This window comes from Sanguibacter sp. Z1732, assembly GCF_051020515.1.
Taxonomy (GTDB): Bacteria; Actinomycetota; Actinomycetes; order Actinomycetales; family Beutenbergiaceae; genus CALKWS01.
Window position 1 is genome coordinate 14,309 of record NZ_CP194857.1, and the last position, 15,279, is coordinate 29,587.

Consider the following 15,279-nt stretch of genomic DNA (forward strand, 5'->3'; position numbering starts at 1 on the left):
CGATCTATTCCCTGGACGGGTGGGAGGAGCGGCCCTCACCGAGGCAGCGCACCGATCCGCGCCCTGGGCATGGTGTGTTCGGGGGGCCGGTGTGGGCTGAGGCGCGGCATGTGTTGGTGCAGGGCACCGCGCACATCTCGACGGCCCGGGATGAGTTGTTGGCTCATCTTGACCGGAACATGGGTTTTGACGGGGAGCCGGAGGATTTGACGGTTGAGCATGCGGGTCGGACGTTGACGGCGAGGGCGCGGTTGTTGCGTTTCGCGGCGAATCCGGAGCGTGGCCGGTGGGCTGGGCTTGGGTCGGGGCATGGCGGGTTCCTGTGGGCTGCGCAGTGGTCGTGTGATGACCCGTTCCGGTATGGCGACGTTTCCGCCGCGTCCGCGTCTTTGCCGGTGCCCACGGGTGGGGTCCGGTTCCCGTTGTTCACGGGGGGGTGGTGACGTGGTGTCTGGTGTGATCACGCGGCGGAACCTGGCGACACGCCCACATGCAGGCGACTCGAATCCCTGGTATGCCTCGGGGACAGGGTCGGGGCCGCTTGAGGTCGTAACGGGGCCGACGCCGGTGCCGCACATCGAGCGGTTCACACGCCAGGTGTTCACCACAGGCGTAGGTAACTTCGTGGGAACGTTCTACCGTGAGGCTGGCGTGGCGGGCGCGGCCGGTGATGTGGTGACTCTGAGTGCATACCTTCGCCCGTCGCAGACCGCCGAGTTACGCCTCGACTGTCACCTGCGCGACGGCACCAGTTCACTCGGGACGGTGAACTCTGAGCGGGTGCAGGTCCAAGCCGGGGAGTGGCAACGGTTCACCGCGACCCTCCCCGCCGACGCGTTCTACGACGGTTTCCAACTATGGTCACGCGTCACTGATGCGGGCACCACGATGCAGGGCGGCGACTACCTGGACATGACCGCCGTGCTCGCTGAGGAGGGAAGTCAGGGAGGCTACTTCGACGGGGGCACCCCATGGGTATCCAACCCTGACGGCACGATCACCGCCTACCGATGGACCGGTGAGGCGCACGCGTCGATCTCGGAGGAAGTCCGCACCCGCACCGGCACCCCGCTGCTGTTCGGCCCCGCATCCGGCACCGGCAGGGTGCGACTGGCCAACCCCGGCACCGCCAACGCACACCCCACCTTCCACATTCACGGCCCGGTGGGCGAAGGGGGTTTCATGATCACCCACGTTTCCACCGGCCGCAGGCTCCTCTACCGCGACCAAATCCCCGCCGGGTCCGTGCTGTCCATCGACACATCCGCCGGAACCGTCCTCCAGGACGGCGTGGCCGACCGCTCCGGCCGCCTCGTCGTACGAGAGTGGTCCACCGTCCCCCGCGAGGGCGAAGCCGAGTACGTGTTCACCGCACCCGAACGCACCGACGCCGTGTTGCACGCCCAAGTCAAGGCGACGTACTGGTGAGCACCGTCGAACTCATCGCCGGGACCTACAACATCACCCTCGCGTCCCTGCACCACCCAGAAGGACACTCCTGGGCGCAACGACGGGAACACGCAGCGCAAGCCGTGATCCGCTCCGGCGCAGCCATCGTCGGCCTACAAGAAGTGTCCAACCTGAACAACGCCACCACCTCCCAGGCACAGCAACTGTGCGACTCGATCAACGCGGCCACACCCGGGGTGTCCTGGCAAGTGACACCAGGGACCCGGTACAACGCGATCATCCACAACAACACCCTCGTGGAGCGCGCCGCTCAGACCCCGAAACGTGGGACCTGAACGTCATCCACACCCGCTCCGGCGCCCAACGCGCCATGACCGGCGCCATATTCGCCCACCGGCCCACCGGCGCCGAATTCGTGTTCGTCACCGCGCACTTCTCCACCGGCACCCTCGAATCCAGGATTGAGAACGCACAGATCGTCGCGGACTTCCTGGACGCCCGCCGCGACGGGCACCGCCACGGCATCGCGGCCCTGGACACCAACGGATCCCACGAAATCCACGGCCCCGACTCGGACCTGTGGGCACGCGGGTACCCCAACACCCGCCAACGCAGCCAAGCCCCAGTGGTGCGGGATGAGTTCAACTCCTTCAACGGGTGGGACCCGGAGATGGACGGCCGCCTCAACGGGCGCTGGATCGACGCCGTAGTCACCGACACCGGCGTGGACGTGCCCGCCGCCGGCCTGGACGCCGACTACGCCGACGGCACCGGACTACCGCTGCGCACCCCCCTGCCATCAGACCACCACATGGTGTGGGCCGCCCTCACCTGGAACACCGACGACCCCGGCCCCGCACCCGGCCCCACCCCTCCGGGTCCGCCACTGCCCGCGGAAGTCGCGACCCTCCACGACCCCGGAGAGTTCTTCACCGGCGAACTCACCACAGGCAACCGGCTGCGCCACCTCCCCATCAGCGCGGGCTCGTTCTCCGCGGTCCTGAACGCACCCGGCACCCTGGAAGCCACCATCCCGCTGCGGCGCCTCCCAGCACCGGAGCGGGCGGAGATCCGCGCCGCCGTCGAAGGCACCCGCTGCTACCTGGCCTACCAGGTGGGCCGCAGAATCGTGGAGGCCGGACCGATCTGGGTGCACGACTACGACGACACCACCGGGGACCTGCGCATCCGAGCATCCGGGCTGTGGTCCCTGTTCGACTATCGGCTCGTGATCCCCGTCCTCGGCCCCGGGCAAGGCCCCCAGTCCCGGCAACTGTCCTGGACCGGGCTGTCGTTGGGCCCCATCGCGAAACGACTCGTGCAAGCCGCCACCGCCCACACCGGCGGGCACCTACCGATCGTGCTGCCACCGGACCAGGTCGGCAACCACGAACGCACCTACCCCGGGTTTGAGTTGGCCACCACCCGGCAGCGGTTGACCGAGTTAACCCAGGTGGAGAACGGCCCCGACATCGCGTTCACCCCCCGCCTCCGCGAAGACGGCGAAGGCATCGAATGGGCCCTGCGCACCGGCACCAACTCCGGGCCGCTCCTGACCCAGGACGGCCCAGACTGGGTATGGGACACCACCAACCCCACCGGCCCCGTTTCCGGCGTGTCCGTCACCTCCGACTTCTCCCGCCGCACCAACTACGCCTTCGCCGTGGGTGAGGGGCACGAACAAGCCCTACGGCTGGGATCACACCAAGACCCAGACCAGTGGGACCGCGGCTACCCCCTGATGCACGCAACACTCCCCCACACGTCCGTGATCGAGCAACCGACCCTGACCTCCCACGCCAGGGCGGCGGCCGTGGCCCAAGGCGCGGCCCCCTGGTCCACCTGGAAAATCCGGGTGGGGCGCGATGAAACACCCCGCCTGGGCGAGTACTCCCCCGGTGACCTGGCCACCATCCACGTGGGCTCTGACCATGTGTGGCTGCCGGGCGGGGCGCACCAGGTCCGCATCGCCTCCATCTCCGGGAGCCACGGGGAGGCGTTCGTGGACCTGGAAACCATCCCCGCCATGGATTCAAGATAAGGGAGCGCACGTGTCACTATCTGAGGACTTCCCCGCCGGCCCTACCACACCCGCCGGGCCGGGAGGATTCGCACAACTCCTCGCCACGCTCCGGCAAGTGGACGCCCGCGTGTCCAACCTGGAACGCGGCGGCCCCCTGCGCGCCTCCGGGGTGACCGCCACACCCGAAGGCCTGGAAGTCGTGGGCCGCCTGTTCGTTCGTCGCCCCACCCTGGAACAGCCCGGGATGATCGACGCCTACCTCGGGGCCACCGGTGTGCGCACAGATGCGATGCGACTGATCCCACCGAGAGGGCAAGACGCCACCGACGACGACGACTACACCGTTTTGTACCTGGAGGACGCCGGCAGCCTCGGTGACGGTATCGCCATGCTCCGCACCTCCGGACAACTGCAACTGCATGCGGGCACAACGTTCCGGCTGCGCACACTCGACGAATCGCACCACATCAGCACCACCACGAACCAGGTCCAGGTCAAGGCCCCCACGACAATGCTTCTCGTGGATGGCACCAACCTGTCCGTGAGCGGCGACCTCACAGTGGACGGTGCGAAGAACTTCCGCCTCCCCCACCCCACCAAACCCGGCATGGAACTCGTGCACGCCACCACCGAGTCCCCCGTGTCCGGACTGGAATACCACTACCGCGCCACCCTCAACGACGACGGCCAGGCCACGATCGACCTGCCCGAGTACTTCGAGCACCTCGCCCACACCGACGGGCGCGGCGTGCAAGTCACACCCGTAGGCCGCCCGTTCCCCGTCGCGCGCGACGACGAACCCACCGGCGGGCAAGTGCGCGTGTACGGGCAGGCGGGCCGGGACGTGTTCGTGCGAGTCAACGCCCGCCGCGGCGACCAAGCCGGCCAGTTCGAGGTCGAGCGCCCACGTGAAGAACCTGAGCAGACCGAGGAATAGGAAAAAGCCATGACGTTCCATACTGGCCTTTTTGTCCGTGAGCAGGTCACCGGCGACGACATCGTGGGCACCTCCCCAGTGGGTGCCCGCATCGCGCTCGGTGGGCTCTTCCAGGACCACGGCACCCTCTGGGGCCTGCCCATCACCGGCACCACCGGGTGGGCATACCGTGTCGGCGCCGGTGCCGTGGCCCTGACACGAGGCAGCGGTGACGGGTCGGTGCTGGTCGGCAACGACGCACCCATGGACGTGCCCACCACCCCGGCACCCGGCACCGGGTCACGCTGGGACCGCATCTGGGTGCGCCAGAACGACGTGGACGCCGGAGACGAGAACAACCAGGTGGTTGGGGGGTGTCACCCAAGGCACCAGCGGTGGGTCACCCACCGTGCCGCCATTGCCGGCTGGTGCGACCGAGATCGGCCGCGCACAGGTCACCGCCGGGGCTTCTGACACCAACGCGTCCGGTGTCAGCATCAGCACCGCGCAGCGGCCGGTGGCGAGGCTGGCGGGCACCCCGGAGACCACCACGAGGGAGGTGTTCACCGGCCCGGCAGCGTTGGCGCCGGCGGGCGGGTCCACCATTGTCTCGGCCGAGTTGGTCCGCGACACCGGCCCTGACGGCACCGCCACGTTCATCTTCCGCGCCACCATCCGGGGAGTGTCCTTCTCCGCGGGTGCGCTTGCGCAGACGATCGCCACCATCCCCACCGCGCACCGCCCCACCACCGCAGGCGCCGCCATCGGCTCCAACGGTGGCACCACGCAGACCTACCAGGTCCTCTCCGGTGGTGGTCTGCGTCTGGCGAACTCCTCCCACTCCCGCACCACCACCGATGACCTGCTGGTCTCCGGGTCGGGTCGTGGATCCGGATGCCCGAATGACCGGCTGCCCCCTCGAGAAACGCGGCCAGGTGCTCGTCGTTTTCGCGTGGATCGCGCTCACCCTGGGCGCCCTTACGTGGCTGCGGCTACCGACCGTGCCGGTGGAGGGTGTCGTCCACACGCACCTGCCGCCGGTGGTCGAGGTCGGCAAATGGGTGGTCGCCGCTGCCATCGCCGCCACCGCCGCGTTCACCCGCCGCTACCGGCTGGGATACGCCGCCCTGGTCGGGGTGGTCGCTTTCCGGGGCGCGTCCCTCGCGGCCGGGTGGGTGGTGTGGGTGATGTCCGAAGGCGCGGCCGGGACCCCCACCGGGTGGGCGCAAGCCCTGGAGTACGCGGGGTTCGCGGTCTTGTTGATCATCCTGGCTGGGCCGGACGACGGGACGGTGAGAGCGGTCGAGCACCCAACGCCGGGAGGTGTCGCCGATGCTGCGTGATATCCCCGGCCCCGTGTGGGGTGCGCTGGCGACGATCCTCGCCGGGACCCTGACTTTCCTTGGTGTGTGGCTGTCCACCAAACAAACCGACCGCGCCACCCGCGTGGAGCGGCGCGCCAAGGCCGCCGAGAACGAGGTGGACCGTGACCGCCTCCGCCTGCACCAGTACGAGGGCCTGGTGGACCGCATGGAGAAGCGCTTGGAGGCCGTTGAGAGCCGCGTGACCCACCTGGAGGCCGAACTCGCAAAGGAGCGGCGGGAGCGCCGGCAAGAGCGCGAAGCCTTCGAGGTCCGCCACCGGTCCACGGTCCGCTACCTGCGGGACGTGCTGGCATGGGCAGGCATGCACCTGCCGGGGGTCCCACCGCCCACGCCACCGACCGACGTGGCAGCAGACCTCACCTGACCACAAGGAGCCCACCATGACCGAACCCATCGACCTGCCCGAACTGGACGAACCGCCGCAGGTGTGGCGCGACGGTGAGGAACTGCTAGCCGAAGAGGCAGCGAACCCCGACCCCGCAACCATCGCCGCCAGCGAGACCGCCGGTGCCGACCTGACCGACTGGGTGGAACAGTGAGCAACCCCTGGGACCCCGCACTCACCGCCGCCCGCGTCATCCAGACCGCGATGCGCGACTACGGCGTGAACTGCATCATCCAACTACGCCAAGGCGCATCCCGCTCTGGGTGGCTGACCCCCATGGCCACCAGGGCCGGGGTGATGTCCCACCACATCGTCAGCAGCCGCTCCCACGGCACCACCCCGTTCTACAACCTCGTGCGCAACGGTCGCCCCGGCATCCCCGGCCCGCTCGCCAACGGCTACGGCGGCTGGGACAAGGTCTACCGGATCATCACCATGGGCTGGGCCAACCACTCCGGCGCTGGCGGGCCCATCACCCTCGCCGGTCGCCGCATCCCCCGCGACAACGGGCGCCCGTACTTCTGGGGCACCGAGTACGAGGGTGGTCTGCGGGCCTCGGACTGGCAGCAGGACGACTACCACGGGTGGATGGCGACCTGCAACGCCGCGCGCTCCTGGACGTGTTCAACCTGCCCACCAGCGCGCACCTGGAGCACTCCACCTGGACCACCCGCAAAGTGGATCGCCTCGGCTACACCGCCGCCACCGGGCGCACCCGCATTGCAGCCGTCCTCGGCCGCACCAAGAACACCACCACCTCACAGAAAGATTGGTTCACCATGGCCACCGAAGCAGACCTACGCCGCGTCGTCGGTGAAGCACTCGACGCCCGCGCCGGTGCCGCCGTGCACCGCTTCGACTTGGCACCCACCACCGGCGGCGGTGTCACCCTGCCCGCCGAGAATCACGCCGCCCGGCAGAACCGCATGGCGCGGAGCGTGCACGCCATGTCCAGCGAACTCACCGCGCTGCACGGTGAACTCGCCTCCCTGCGCGCCGCCGTGGCATCCCTGGCAGCCAACCAAGGAGCCGACCCCGCCCAGATCATCGCAGCCGTGCGTGAGGCCGCCGACAAGGGCGTGGCCGAAGCGCTCGCCGACCTGCGTATCACACCCTGACCGCCGCACCCGAGGAGGACTGACCCATGCCCAAGGCCACCGACACCCCCCTGATCCCCGCCCGCGTCCGCGACTGGCTCTACCCCGTCGCCTTGGCCGCCCTGGCAGTGGCTGGCGGGTATGGGCTGCTCAGTGAGTCCGAGATCGCACTGTGGGGCGCCCTGGTCGCCGCGCTACTCGGGCTGGGCACCGCCACCGCCTACCGGCCCCACAAGACCGTGGAGCCGCTACAGGCTGAGGTCGCCGTCGCCAAAGGCGTGCACGAAGCCCGGATGCGCACCCGGTGACATGCGACACCTGGCCCACCCCCGCATCCAGGTAGACGACCGGCCCGAGCACGTCGCCTGCCCTGAGTGCGGGTATGAGTACACCGGCCCCGGTGCACGGCTCGCGGCGTCAGAGTGCTGCTGGTGGGACTGATGCACCCACTGACCGGCTGTGAGCGCAGCCGCGACCAGTTACTCGACCTGGTGTGGACGCTGTGCCTCGACATCGCAGCCAGGACCGGCCACGAGCCCGAGGTTGTGGCACTCACCCACGGACTGGTACCGGCGCACGCCCCGAAAGTTGTGACCACGAACAGGGCCGCCGCTCAGGCATAACTTTCAGATTAGACGCACCCACGAACGACAACGCCCCCACTCGAGTAGCCCATCAACGGGCCGCTCGGGTGGGGCGCTTTCTTGTGCCCGCTGGCCGTTACCTTGGTAACGACATCCCGGCGTGTCGTGCTGTCTGGCACCCTGTGGCCTGTCCGGCGGTTGGCTTGATATCCTGCCTAAAACGGCATAGGCGCATGGGTTGCAGTCGCGGGTTCAAGTCCCGTCACTCACCCCAGTATCGTTGCAGGTCAGAGGCCATATCGCACCGGATCGGCAACGCATGGTAACCAGCCTTGGTAACATCTGATGCGCCGTAACCCAATCCACGGAGGCGTAACAGACCATGGCCAGCATCCAGAAACGCACCAGCAGGGACGGCAAGATCACCACCTGGCGCGTGGGTTATCGACACGACGGCAAACTGCGGTGGACCCCCACCATCCGCACCGGCGAGGGCGCCGCCGAGATGAAGGACCTCATCGAACGCATCGGACCCGAGGCCGCACTGACCGTCCTGGAGCGCCGATCCGGCCGCGACACCAAGACCGTGCCGCTGCTGCGTGAGGTGCTGGACGACTACCTGCGCTCACTCGACGCCGACGCGGCCAAGGGAACCGGCCCGGAGTATCTGCGCATGGCACAGCGCACCTGGCTACCCTCCCTCGGTCCGCTACCAGTGGACGCCATCACCCGCCAAGCCGTCAGTGAATGGGTCGCTGCACAGCGCCGCACCGAGACGGAGCGATCCGTCAAGGCTCGCGCCAAGGCCAAGCGCGAAGGCCGGCCAGTGCCCGAGGTGCAGTTCTACCGGCCCAAGTCGATCAAGAACGCCCACGGACTACTGTCTGCCGTCCTGGCCTACGCCGTGGACCCCCTCGGCGTCATCGCCGCCCAACCCGGCACGCGGGGTGAGGATGCCGAGTGACTCCGAGGATGCTGACCGGGAGATATTCACCCGCGAAGAGTTCGCCCGGTTCTGGCAGCACATGGACCCCCACTACCGGCCACTGCTGCTGTTCCTGGTCGCCACCGGCACCCGCATCAGCGAGGCCACCGCCATACAGGTCCGTGACTTCGACCTCAACCCGGCGATGCCATCGGTCCGGGTGCGCCGGGCGTGGAAGACTGGAGAGAATTACGCCGGGCGCTACCTCGGGTCCCCCAAGTCCCGGCGCGGGCGGCGCACCATCGTGCTCGACGCGGCCCAGGTGGAAGTATTCGCCCCGCTGATGAGGGGCAAGGATGCCAGCGAGTTCGTGTTCACCACACCCGCCGGAGGGTCGATCCATCCCGGCCAGTTCCGCGAGCGTCAGTGGCGCCGTGCGCTGACCGGCGCGGGCATCACGAAGGATCTCACCCCGCACTCGCTGAGGCACACCAATGCGTCGTGGTCGCTGATGGGCGGCATCCCTGCCCAGGTTGTCCAGCACCGGCTAGGGCACGAGTCCCTGAACACCACCAGCCAGGTCTACGCGCACCTACTGGTCGATGCCCAGGTCGGCGCAGCGGCACTGATGGCCGCGCACGTACCGGGCACGCAGGACGCGCCGCAGATCGAAGGCTAGTCGTCAGTCTTGGTCGCGGCGCGATCCTCGGCCCGCTGGATCAGCGTGGATAGCGGCATTTCGAGGAGGTCCGCGAGCCTGGCCGCGACCGATATCGGAATGTTGCGCTGACCCTCTAGGTAGCGGATCAACACGCCGCGAGCAATGCCCATCGCCTCGGCGGCGGACTTGACGTTATAGCCGTGGGCGGCTATCTCGGCGCGCATCTGTGCGCCTACCGCAGCATTGAAGCGTTCGGACGTTGTCTCCATGTGGTGCACTGTAGCACCACTGCGGTAACAGTGTGTAACCAAATAGGTGTACCCACATGGTTGCACGTCACCATTGGTGGGGTACTGTCACCGTATGGATACACACCGAATGGCCGGAGAGGTCGCTCGCAACGTCTCGCAGGCGATAGTCACCCAAGGCCAGACAAAGCAGCGAATCGCCGAGGTGACCGGCATCCCCTACTCCACCCTCAGCCGCAAACTGCTGGGCCGCTCGGAGTTCACCTTCACTGAAATAGCCCTGGTGGCCGACGCGCTCGGAGTCTCACCCGCCTCGCTCATCCCGGACGCCTTCACCCTCAAAGCGAGCGCCTGATGTCAACGACCAGGCTCACCCCCGAGGACCTGGCAGCCCGCTGGCAGCGTCCGGTCGAGTGGATACGTCAGAACGCTGAGACGTTCGGTGGCTTCAAGGTGGGCCGCCTGTGGCGCTTCGACCCCGCTGACATTGACGCATACGAGTCTCGCCACAAGGGCACCGACCCGCTGAGTATGACCGACCTGTCGGCCAAGCGGCAGCAGCGGAGGTCGGCATGACCGCCGTAACCCTGGACACGCTGACCGAGCGGTTCTGGTCCAAGGTCACCGAGTGCCCCAAGGCGGGGTGCTGGGTCTGGACAGCGGCGCATAACTCTCGCGGGTACGGCCAGTGGGCTGTGGACGGAGTGTCCAAGTCCGTTCACAGGCTCACGTACCAAGCATTCGTTGGGCCGATCCCCTCCGGCCTCCAGATCGATCACCTGTGCATGAACAAGTCGTGCTGCAACCCGCAGCACCTGGAGGCGGTGACCGGAGTGGTCAACGTGGCCCGGTTCGCCGCGACCGTCACGCACTGCAAGTACGGCCACCCGCTCGAAGGCGAGAACGTTCGCTGGCGCGGCAATCGCCGTCAGTGCAAGACATGCGCCCGCGAGGACTCCGCTGCACGCCGCGAGCAGTGGCGCGCCCGGCGTGCCGCTGAGGGGAACCCGGTGCGGCGCTACCGAAAGCGCGCCTCCTAAGCCCCCGGTGCGCACGGGTGACCCCCGACCCCGGCGCACCGGGCCAGACAGAAAGCGAAGGCCAGCCTCCCCTGACAGAGCGGCTGACCTTCACCCAACGAAAGGAATCGTACCGTGACCACCACACAACACACACCCTCCCCCGGCGCACTGGCCGCGGCCCTGTCCGGCTCCCGCAGAGCCTGGCTGTCGATCCTGTCCGACGCCGATTTCAACACGGTCAGCCCCGATGGCGACCCCGACCGCGCCAAGGTCACCATCCGCGACGGACTGATCGACTGGTCCACCACCACCCTGGCCGGGGACGTGTCCGCATACCCCCCCCTCGCCCCGGTCGCCGTGGGCGGTGCAGCATGAGCCGCTTCCGCTTCCCGTCCCTGTCCCAACTGCTCGGCCTGGGCCGCGACGAGCCAACCCCGCACGCCGACGCGCCGGTCGAGGACTTCCTGGACCCATACACCGCCGGCCGTCAGTGGCGCCAGGAGTCGGACACGCCCATCTACGACGCAACCGTGCTAGCCACCGGGACGCTGCCGGGTGGTGAGTCCCGATGAGGTGCCAGCGCTGCGCGACGCCCCGGTCGGTGAGCACGACGTGGACGACCGGACCGGAGTGGCCGAGTGCATCACGTGCCTGCTGGGGCGGGGGTGGTGGCGATGAGCACCACCACCATCGCAGACACCCTGCGCACAGCACGCACCCGAGGCGTCCGGCCATCCGCACCAGGCGCGGACCTGCGGGGCGCGAACCTGCGGGGCGCGGACCTGCGGGACGCGAACCTGCGGGGCGCGAACCTGCGGGGCGCGGACCTGCGGGGCGCGAACCTGCGGGGCGCGAACCTGCGGGGCGCGGACCTGCGGGACGCGGTCGGGGGCATTCTGCAAATCACCGGCCTACACCCCTACCAGGCGACACTGGTGCCCACCTGCCATGGGTGGCGCCTGACCATCGGCTGTTGGACCGGGACCGTGCAGGACCTGCGGACGCTGATCGCCTCCGATGACGACTGGCCGGAAGCCCGGGGTGAGGAGGTCGCCCGCCGTCGCCCGCTGCTGGCCGCGCTGGCAGGCAGACGTGTGCGACGCGCACGCTGCCGCACACGCGGCCGACCTGGCGGCCGTGGCGCACTGGGCTCGCGAAGAGGGGGGCGATCGATGAGCACCTGGGACGCCACCCGCGCCATGTGGCAGGCCGAGAAGGAGCGCGCCATGGCCCAACTCGCGGCCACCCCCGCCGAGTCCGCATACGACCAGCAGCGTGACCGGCTGAACGCGTTCATCCGCAGCCGGGATAAGCGCCTCGCACTCGTGGGGCCGGGAGGGATCGACCAATGAGCACCACCGACGACAACCCATCAGTGGAGTGCACCTACAACCGCGCCGCACGAGCGCTGCGCACCGTGCCCGACCCGACCGACCAGCCCACCGTGACGATGGCGCTTCAGACCATCGGCTTCCTGCTCGAGCATGACGAGGACGGGCTGGCCTACGACCTGTTCCAGGACTGGGCCACCGCTGTGCAGGAGCGCGACGAGAGGGCGGGGCGATGACGTGCCACCGCCGCTGCGACGCCCCGGTCAGCCCCAGCAGCAAGACGACGTGGACGACGTGACCGGGGTAGCCGAGTGCATCACGTGCCTGCTGGGGCGGGGGTGGTGGCGATGAGACCCCACCTCGACCCCGACGACTACACCGACGACGACGGCTATATCGACCTGGACGCCATGCGCACCGACTACCTCCGCGACGAGGGCGACCGACGCAGGGCCGAGCGCAAGGAAGGAGCGGACTCGTGGTGATGCACCGACACCTCAGCGACTCGCAGATAGAGGCCATCCAGTGCGGCCAGGTCGGCGCCGAAGACATCGACGCGCAGGCATGGGCTGACGCCGAACGCGAGGCCGACGACGCGGCGGCTGGGGACCTGGCGCGCAAGGCGCGGGCGGAGGGGGCGCTGTGAGTGCGCTGTCGGACGCCGAGTACCACGCACACCCGGCACTGTCCTACTCCACCGGCAAGGAGTACCTACGCTCCCCCGCCCACTACAAGCGCGCACTGTCGCACCGGGTGGACAAGCCCCGCGTTTGACATGGGTCACGCGATCCACAAAGTGATCCTGGGCAAGGGTGGGCAGATGGTGGAAATCCCCGCCGACATCCTCTCGAAGAACGGGGCGCTGTCCACCGCCGAGGCTAAGGCGTTCGTTGCTGAGCAGCGCGAGGCCGGGAATATCCCACTTAAGGCCGGGCAGATCATGCAGGCCCACGCCGCCGCAGCCGAGGTGCTGGGCAACGCTGACGCCCGCCGATATCTGGACCTACCCGGTGAGGCCGAGGTGCCCCTGTTCGCCACAGACCCGGCCACTGGTGTGGAGATCCGCGGGAAGGTCGATTACCTGCCGCACAAGGTCAAGGGCGCCCGCACGTTCCCCGTGGACATCAAGAGCACCGCCGACGCATCCCCCGAAGCGGTGCGCCGCACAATCTCCAACCTGCACTACGACCTACAGGCCGCCATGTACCGGCGCCTGATCGAACTGGCCCGAGGCGACCGCACCGGGCCGATGGTTCAGATCTGGGTGGAGGTCGAGCCGCCCTACGGCGTCCTTGTGGTGCAGATCGCGCACGAGGACTGGATCGAGGGTGGCAACCGGAAGTTGGACCTGATCCTCGCCCGGCACGCCGAGGCCCTGCGAACCGGCAACTGGCACGCCTACCCACCAGGCACCCACGCGCTCGCCCCGCCCGGCTTCTACCTGCCCGGCATCGACTACCTAGAGGACATCACAGCATGAGCACCCGACGCACCCGCAAGCCCACCGGCAAGGCATCTTGGCCGCTGGTGCTGCTGGCCGGACGAGAGAAGTGCGGCAAGTCCTACACCGCCTCCGCATTCTCGGCCTCCGACCTGATCGACCGGACATTCTTCATCGAGATCGGTGAAGGGTCAGCGGACCAGTATGGAGCGATCCCCGGCGCCCGCTACGAGATCGTGGAGCACGACGGATCGTGGGCAGACATCCTCGCCGCCGTCGAGTGGGCCGTGGACCAGCCCCGCCCGAACGGCAAGCCGCACGCCCTGGTCCTGGTCCTGGACTCCATGACCGAGCTGTGGGGCCTGTTGGCCGATGAGCAGGAGTCCATCAGCCGCAAGCGCGGCAAGGACACCATCACCATCGACCAGTGGAACTCGGCTAAGAAGCGCTGGCGCAAGGTCATCGACGCAGCCCGCCGCAACGCCGGCCCGTCGATCTTCACCGCCCGGTACAACGAGGTCACGGTGATGCGCAACGGCAAGCCGACCGCCGAGAAGGAGTGGAAGGTCGATGCAGAGAAGAACCTCGCCTACGAGGTGGACGCGATCATCACCTGGAAGCAGCCTCGGGAGCCGTTCATCAACGGGGTGCGCACCGTTGCATTCGACGTACCCGCCCACGGGTTCGCCCCCAAAGACCCGGCGAACTTCGACCTGGACAAGTTCTTCCGGTCGCTGAACATCGACGGCGCTGAGCGGGTCTACATCCCGCGCAAGGAAGACCCCGACGCGCACCAGCCGGCACCGGATGCGGTGCGCCCGGATGAACTGCCCCCCCCTGAGCCAACCCTGAACGACGCCGCCTATGAGTGGGCGGGAACTGAGGAGCCAACCAATGCCTGACATCAAGATCAACTACCCCGGCGATGTGCGTGAGTCGCTGGCCAGCAGCGGGCCGATGGGTCCGAACCTCAAGGGCGAGTTCCACAAGGTGGAGTCCGCATCCTATGACCCCGAGGCGGATCGCACGACGGCGCACCTAGCCGTGATCGGGGGCGACGATGCCTGACCCGACCGACCCGACCACCGGCTACCTGGACACCGGCTGGCTCACCCCACCAACCCCGGGCACCCCCTCCCACCGCCTCATCGACGCCGAAGCCGACCTGCGCGCTGAGTCCGAGGCCGAGGTGGGGCAGGACCCGTCCGGCACCGGCCTGGTGGCGCTGGCGTGGGCACAGGACCGGATCGAGGAGGCACTGCGATGAGCGCTGAGCCCCTGTTTCGGTTTGAGATGAAGTACGTCGCCCGCCGCGACGATCCGTACTTCCACACCCGGTGGGACCGGGCAAGGCCGATCACCGTGGTGGCCGCGACCAAGCAACAGGCGATCAGTAAGGCCAACGCGGCACTCGGTGGAGACCCCGGCCCTCACTCCCACCACGTGTTCCGGGTCGTCTCGGTCACCGACCACCTGATCGAGGAGGCGGGGCGATGAGGGGCAAACCGTGCACGAATTGCGGGCACCCGAAGTCACGTCACCGCACCCGCGAATGTCGGCACACCTGGCAGACGCGCGGCCAGACCTTCATGGGCATCAACACGATCACCAAGTGGTGCGACTGCAGCGGGTACCAAGAATTGACCGGGCGCCAAGAGTGGACCGACCAATGAGGCCCATCGACCGCCGCGGTTCCAACCCCGGCCCGATGAGCGCCCAGGACAGACTTCCCGACGCCGAGCACCAGGCGCCCGCCTGTGGATCGTGCGGCAGTGAGACGGATACCGACGCCGACCACGCGGCTTGCTACGGCTGCGGCCTGAGTTTCGCATGGCCCGACCCGACCTCCAA

General features: G+C 68.4%; 30 protein-coding genes. 28 read left to right on the forward strand and 2 right to left on the reverse strand.

Features of this window, described 5'->3' with window-relative positions; genetic code table 11:
* The first annotated feature begins 624 nt into the window (after positions 1 to 624).
* The 8 genes from ACRRRO_RS00115 to ACRRRO_RS00150 all read left to right on the forward strand — a co-directional run bounded on the left by ACRRRO_RS00115 (position 625) and on the right by ACRRRO_RS00150 (position 6,273).
* On the forward strand, positions 625 to 1,428 hold the full coding sequence (locus ACRRRO_RS00115) for a hypothetical protein (protein WP_424798338.1): 804 nt from the start codon (positions 625 to 627) through the stop codon (positions 1,426 to 1,428).
* Positions 1,425 to 1,745 carry a hypothetical protein gene (locus tag ACRRRO_RS00120; protein WP_434080858.1) on the forward strand — a complete coding sequence of 107 codons (321 nt, stop codon included), beginning with the start codon at positions 1,425 to 1,427 and terminating at the stop codon, positions 1,743 to 1,745. The genes ACRRRO_RS00115 and ACRRRO_RS00120 overlap by 4 nt, the downstream gene beginning before the upstream one ends.
* Before the next feature lie 35 nt (positions 1,746 to 1,780).
* Positions 1,781 to 3,451 carry a hypothetical protein gene (locus tag ACRRRO_RS00125; protein WP_434080859.1) on the forward strand — a complete coding sequence of 557 codons (1,671 nt, stop codon included), beginning with the start codon at positions 1,781 to 1,783 and terminating at the stop codon, positions 3,449 to 3,451.
* A 10-nt stretch (positions 3,452 to 3,461) separates the two neighbouring features.
* Positions 3,462 to 4,370, forward strand: coding sequence for a hypothetical protein (locus ACRRRO_RS00130; RefSeq protein ID WP_434080860.1), 909 nt, complete (start codon positions 3,462 to 3,464; stop codon positions 4,368 to 4,370).
* Between the two features lie 9 nt (positions 4,371 to 4,379).
* Positions 4,380 to 4,823, forward strand: coding sequence for a hypothetical protein (locus ACRRRO_RS00135; protein ID WP_434080861.1), 444 nt, complete (start codon positions 4,380 to 4,382; stop codon positions 4,821 to 4,823).
* 428 nt (positions 4,824 to 5,251) lie between these two features.
* Positions 5,252 to 5,692, forward strand: coding sequence for a hypothetical protein (locus ACRRRO_RS00140; protein WP_424798042.1), 441 nt, complete (start codon positions 5,252 to 5,254; stop codon positions 5,690 to 5,692).
* Positions 5,682 to 6,098, forward strand: a complete 417-nt coding sequence (locus ACRRRO_RS00145; RefSeq protein WP_424798043.1) for a hypothetical protein — start codon at positions 5,682 to 5,684, stop codon at positions 6,096 to 6,098. The genes ACRRRO_RS00140 and ACRRRO_RS00145 overlap by 11 nt, the downstream gene beginning before the upstream one ends.
* A 16-nt stretch (positions 6,099 to 6,114) precedes the next feature.
* On the forward strand, positions 6,115 to 6,273 hold the full coding sequence (locus ACRRRO_RS00150) for a hypothetical protein (protein ID WP_424798044.1): 159 nt from the start codon (positions 6,115 to 6,117) through the stop codon (positions 6,271 to 6,273).
* A gap of 58 nt (positions 6,274 to 6,331) precedes the next feature.
* Here the strand turns inward: ACRRRO_RS00150 and ACRRRO_RS00155 are convergent, their stop codons facing one another.
* Positions 6,332 to 6,454, reverse strand: a complete 123-nt coding sequence (locus tag ACRRRO_RS00155) for a hypothetical protein (protein WP_434080862.1) — start codon at positions 6,452 to 6,454, stop codon at positions 6,332 to 6,334.
* A gap of 249 nt (positions 6,455 to 6,703) precedes the next feature.
* On the opposite strand from ACRRRO_RS00155, the gene ACRRRO_RS00160 reads away from it, so the two are divergent.
* The 5 genes from ACRRRO_RS00160 (at position 6,704) to ACRRRO_RS00180 (ending at position 9,404) form a co-directional block, all read left to right on the forward strand.
* Positions 6,704 to 7,237, forward strand: a complete 534-nt coding sequence (locus ACRRRO_RS00160; RefSeq protein ID WP_434080863.1) for a hypothetical protein — start codon at positions 6,704 to 6,706, stop codon at positions 7,235 to 7,237.
* Between the two features lie 26 nt (positions 7,238 to 7,263).
* Positions 7,264 to 7,524 carry a phage holin gene (locus ACRRRO_RS00165; protein WP_424798046.1) on the forward strand — a complete coding sequence of 87 codons (261 nt, stop codon included), beginning with the start codon at positions 7,264 to 7,266 and terminating at the stop codon, positions 7,522 to 7,524.
* A gap of 132 nt (positions 7,525 to 7,656) precedes the next feature.
* The gene (locus tag ACRRRO_RS00170; RefSeq protein ID WP_434080864.1) at positions 7,657 to 7,839 is read left to right on the forward strand and encodes a hypothetical protein; all 183 of its coding nucleotides are present in this window, start codon (positions 7,657 to 7,659) and stop codon (positions 7,837 to 7,839) included.
* A 343-nt stretch (positions 7,840 to 8,182) separates the two neighbouring features.
* On the forward strand, positions 8,183 to 8,764 hold the full coding sequence (locus ACRRRO_RS00175) for a hypothetical protein (protein WP_434080865.1): 582 nt from the start codon (positions 8,183 to 8,185) through the stop codon (positions 8,762 to 8,764).
* A complete protein-coding gene (locus ACRRRO_RS00180; protein WP_434080866.1) occupies positions 8,754 to 9,404 on the forward strand; it encodes a tyrosine-type recombinase/integrase in 651 nt (216 codons plus the stop codon). The genes ACRRRO_RS00175 and ACRRRO_RS00180 overlap by 11 nt, the downstream gene beginning before the upstream one ends.
* On the opposite strand, the gene ACRRRO_RS00185 is transcribed toward ACRRRO_RS00180, so the two are convergent.
* Entirely contained in the window at positions 9,401 to 9,655 is a 255-nt protein-coding gene (locus ACRRRO_RS00185) for a helix-turn-helix domain-containing protein (protein WP_424797728.1), read from the reverse strand. The genes ACRRRO_RS00180 and ACRRRO_RS00185 overlap by 4 nt on opposite strands.
* 94 nt (positions 9,656 to 9,749) lie before the next feature.
* On the opposite strand from ACRRRO_RS00185, the gene ACRRRO_RS00190 reads away from it, so the two are divergent.
* The 15 genes from ACRRRO_RS00190 (at position 9,750) to ACRRRO_RS00260 (ending at position 14,925) form a co-directional block, all read left to right on the forward strand.
* On the forward strand, positions 9,750 to 9,989 hold the full coding sequence (locus ACRRRO_RS00190; protein ID WP_424797729.1) for a helix-turn-helix domain-containing protein: 240 nt from the start codon (positions 9,750 to 9,752) through the stop codon (positions 9,987 to 9,989).
* A complete protein-coding gene (locus ACRRRO_RS00195) occupies positions 9,989 to 10,210 on the forward strand; it encodes a hypothetical protein (RefSeq protein WP_424797730.1) in 222 nt (73 codons plus the stop codon). Before ACRRRO_RS00190 ends, ACRRRO_RS00195 begins: the two co-directional genes overlap by 1 nt.
* Complete coding sequence (locus tag ACRRRO_RS00200; protein ID WP_424797731.1) at positions 10,207 to 10,674, forward strand: HNH endonuclease signature motif containing protein; 468 nt, start codon at positions 10,207 to 10,209, stop codon at positions 10,672 to 10,674. The genes ACRRRO_RS00195 and ACRRRO_RS00200 overlap by 4 nt, the downstream gene beginning before the upstream one ends.
* Positions 10,675 to 10,788: 114 nt before the next feature.
* Positions 10,789 to 11,031 (forward strand): hypothetical protein, encoded by a 243-nt coding sequence (locus ACRRRO_RS00205; protein ID WP_434080867.1) that lies wholly within the window; start codon positions 10,789 to 10,791, stop codon positions 11,029 to 11,031.
* Positions 11,028 to 11,228 carry a hypothetical protein gene (locus tag ACRRRO_RS00210; protein ID WP_424797733.1) on the forward strand — a complete coding sequence of 67 codons (201 nt, stop codon included), beginning with the start codon at positions 11,028 to 11,030 and terminating at the stop codon, positions 11,226 to 11,228. The genes ACRRRO_RS00205 and ACRRRO_RS00210 overlap by 4 nt, the downstream gene beginning before the upstream one ends.
* A gap of 102 nt (positions 11,229 to 11,330) precedes the next feature.
* Positions 11,331 to 12,008, forward strand: a complete 678-nt coding sequence (locus ACRRRO_RS00215; protein WP_434080868.1) for a pentapeptide repeat-containing protein — start codon at positions 11,331 to 11,333, stop codon at positions 12,006 to 12,008.
* Positions 12,005 to 12,223: a hypothetical protein gene (locus ACRRRO_RS00220; RefSeq protein WP_424797736.1), complete on the forward strand. Its 219-nt coding sequence runs from the start codon at positions 12,005 to 12,007 to the stop codon at positions 12,221 to 12,223. The genes ACRRRO_RS00215 and ACRRRO_RS00220 overlap by 4 nt, the downstream gene beginning before the upstream one ends.
* 111 nt (positions 12,224 to 12,334) lie before the next feature.
* Positions 12,335 to 12,472, forward strand: a complete 138-nt coding sequence (locus ACRRRO_RS00225; RefSeq protein WP_424797737.1) for a hypothetical protein — start codon at positions 12,335 to 12,337, stop codon at positions 12,470 to 12,472.
* Positions 12,469 to 12,633, forward strand: a complete 165-nt coding sequence (locus ACRRRO_RS00230; RefSeq protein WP_434080837.1) for a hypothetical protein — start codon at positions 12,469 to 12,471, stop codon at positions 12,631 to 12,633. The genes ACRRRO_RS00225 and ACRRRO_RS00230 overlap by 4 nt, the downstream gene beginning before the upstream one ends.
* Positions 12,630 to 12,761: a hypothetical protein gene (locus ACRRRO_RS00235; RefSeq protein ID WP_434080869.1), complete on the forward strand. Its 132-nt coding sequence runs from the start codon at positions 12,630 to 12,632 to the stop codon at positions 12,759 to 12,761. The genes ACRRRO_RS00230 and ACRRRO_RS00235 overlap by 4 nt, the downstream gene beginning before the upstream one ends.
* Before the next feature lies 1 nt (position 12,762).
* On the forward strand, positions 12,763 to 13,467 hold the full coding sequence (locus ACRRRO_RS00240; RefSeq protein ID WP_434080870.1) for a PD-(D/E)XK nuclease-like domain-containing protein: 705 nt from the start codon (positions 12,763 to 12,765) through the stop codon (positions 13,465 to 13,467).
* Positions 13,464 to 14,330: an AAA family ATPase gene (locus tag ACRRRO_RS00245; protein WP_434080871.1), complete on the forward strand. Its 867-nt coding sequence runs from the start codon at positions 13,464 to 13,466 to the stop codon at positions 14,328 to 14,330. The genes ACRRRO_RS00240 and ACRRRO_RS00245 overlap by 4 nt, the downstream gene beginning before the upstream one ends.
* A complete protein-coding gene (locus tag ACRRRO_RS00250) occupies positions 14,323 to 14,496 on the forward strand; it encodes a hypothetical protein (protein ID WP_424797741.1) in 174 nt (57 codons plus the stop codon). The genes ACRRRO_RS00245 and ACRRRO_RS00250 overlap by 8 nt, the downstream gene beginning before the upstream one ends.
* Positions 14,489 to 14,695, forward strand: a complete 207-nt coding sequence (locus tag ACRRRO_RS00255) for a hypothetical protein (protein WP_424797742.1) — start codon at positions 14,489 to 14,491, stop codon at positions 14,693 to 14,695. The genes ACRRRO_RS00250 and ACRRRO_RS00255 overlap by 8 nt, the downstream gene beginning before the upstream one ends.
* Positions 14,692 to 14,925, forward strand: coding sequence for a hypothetical protein (locus ACRRRO_RS00260; protein WP_424797743.1), 234 nt, complete (start codon positions 14,692 to 14,694; stop codon positions 14,923 to 14,925). Before ACRRRO_RS00255 ends, ACRRRO_RS00260 begins: the two co-directional genes overlap by 4 nt.
* Positions 14,926 to 15,279: the final 354 nt, after the last annotated feature.

Excerpts from the sequence above, each read along its gene's own strand:
- ACRRRO_RS00215 (WP_434080868.1), top strand. The coding sequence starts at position 11,331 with ATGAGCACCACCACCATCGCAGACACCCTGCGCACAGCACGCACCCGA.
- ACRRRO_RS00210 (WP_424797733.1), top strand. The coding sequence starts at position 11,028 with ATGAGCCGCTTCCGCTTCCCGTCCCTGTCCCAACTGCTCGGCCTGGGC.
- ACRRRO_RS00220 (WP_424797736.1), top strand. The coding sequence starts at position 12,005 with ATGAGCACCACCGACGACAACCCATCAGTGGAGTGCACCTACAACCGC.
- ACRRRO_RS00140 (WP_424798042.1), top strand. The coding sequence starts at position 5,252 with ATGACCGGCTGCCCCCTCGAGAAACGCGGCCAGGTGCTCGTCGTTTTC.
- ACRRRO_RS00225 (WP_424797737.1), top strand. The coding sequence starts at position 12,335 with ATGAGACCCCACCTCGACCCCGACGACTACACCGACGACGACGGCTAT.
- ACRRRO_RS00200 (WP_424797731.1), top strand. The coding sequence starts at position 10,207 with ATGACCGCCGTAACCCTGGACACGCTGACCGAGCGGTTCTGGTCCAAG.
- ACRRRO_RS00240 (WP_434080870.1), top strand. The coding sequence starts at position 12,763 with ATGGGTCACGCGATCCACAAAGTGATCCTGGGCAAGGGTGGGCAGATG.
- ACRRRO_RS00150 (WP_424798044.1), top strand. The coding sequence starts at position 6,115 with ATGACCGAACCCATCGACCTGCCCGAACTGGACGAACCGCCGCAGGTG.
- ACRRRO_RS00245 (WP_434080871.1), top strand. The coding sequence starts at position 13,464 with ATGAGCACCCGACGCACCCGCAAGCCCACCGGCAAGGCATCTTGGCCG.
- ACRRRO_RS00135 (WP_434080861.1), top strand. The coding sequence starts at position 4,380 with ATGACGTTCCATACTGGCCTTTTTGTCCGTGAGCAGGTCACCGGCGAC.
- ACRRRO_RS00190 (WP_424797729.1), top strand. The coding sequence starts at position 9,750 with ATGGATACACACCGAATGGCCGGAGAGGTCGCTCGCAACGTCTCGCAG.
- ACRRRO_RS00260 (WP_424797743.1), top strand. The coding sequence starts at position 14,692 with ATGAGCGCTGAGCCCCTGTTTCGGTTTGAGATGAAGTACGTCGCCCGC.
- ACRRRO_RS00195 (WP_424797730.1), top strand. The coding sequence starts at position 9,989 with ATGTCAACGACCAGGCTCACCCCCGAGGACCTGGCAGCCCGCTGGCAG.
- ACRRRO_RS00175 (WP_434080865.1), top strand. The coding sequence starts at position 8,183 with ATGGCCAGCATCCAGAAACGCACCAGCAGGGACGGCAAGATCACCACC.
- ACRRRO_RS00170 (WP_434080864.1), top strand. The coding sequence starts at position 7,657 with ATGCACCCACTGACCGGCTGTGAGCGCAGCCGCGACCAGTTACTCGAC.
- ACRRRO_RS00255 (WP_424797742.1), top strand. The coding sequence starts at position 14,489 with ATGCCTGACCCGACCGACCCGACCACCGGCTACCTGGACACCGGCTGG.
- ACRRRO_RS00250 (WP_424797741.1), top strand. The coding sequence starts at position 14,323 with ATGCCTGACATCAAGATCAACTACCCCGGCGATGTGCGTGAGTCGCTG.
- ACRRRO_RS00165 (WP_424798046.1), top strand. The coding sequence starts at position 7,264 with ATGCCCAAGGCCACCGACACCCCCCTGATCCCCGCCCGCGTCCGCGAC.
- ACRRRO_RS00145 (WP_424798043.1), top strand. The coding sequence starts at position 5,682 with ATGCTGCGTGATATCCCCGGCCCCGTGTGGGGTGCGCTGGCGACGATC.
- ACRRRO_RS00185 (WP_424797728.1), bottom strand. The coding sequence starts at position 9,655 with ATGGAGACAACGTCCGAACGCTTCAATGCTGCGGTAGGCGCACAGATG.
- ACRRRO_RS00180 (WP_434080866.1), top strand. The coding sequence starts at position 8,754 with ATGCCGAGTGACTCCGAGGATGCTGACCGGGAGATATTCACCCGCGAA.
- ACRRRO_RS00125 (WP_434080859.1), top strand. The coding sequence starts at position 1,781 with ATGACCGGCGCCATATTCGCCCACCGGCCCACCGGCGCCGAATTCGTG.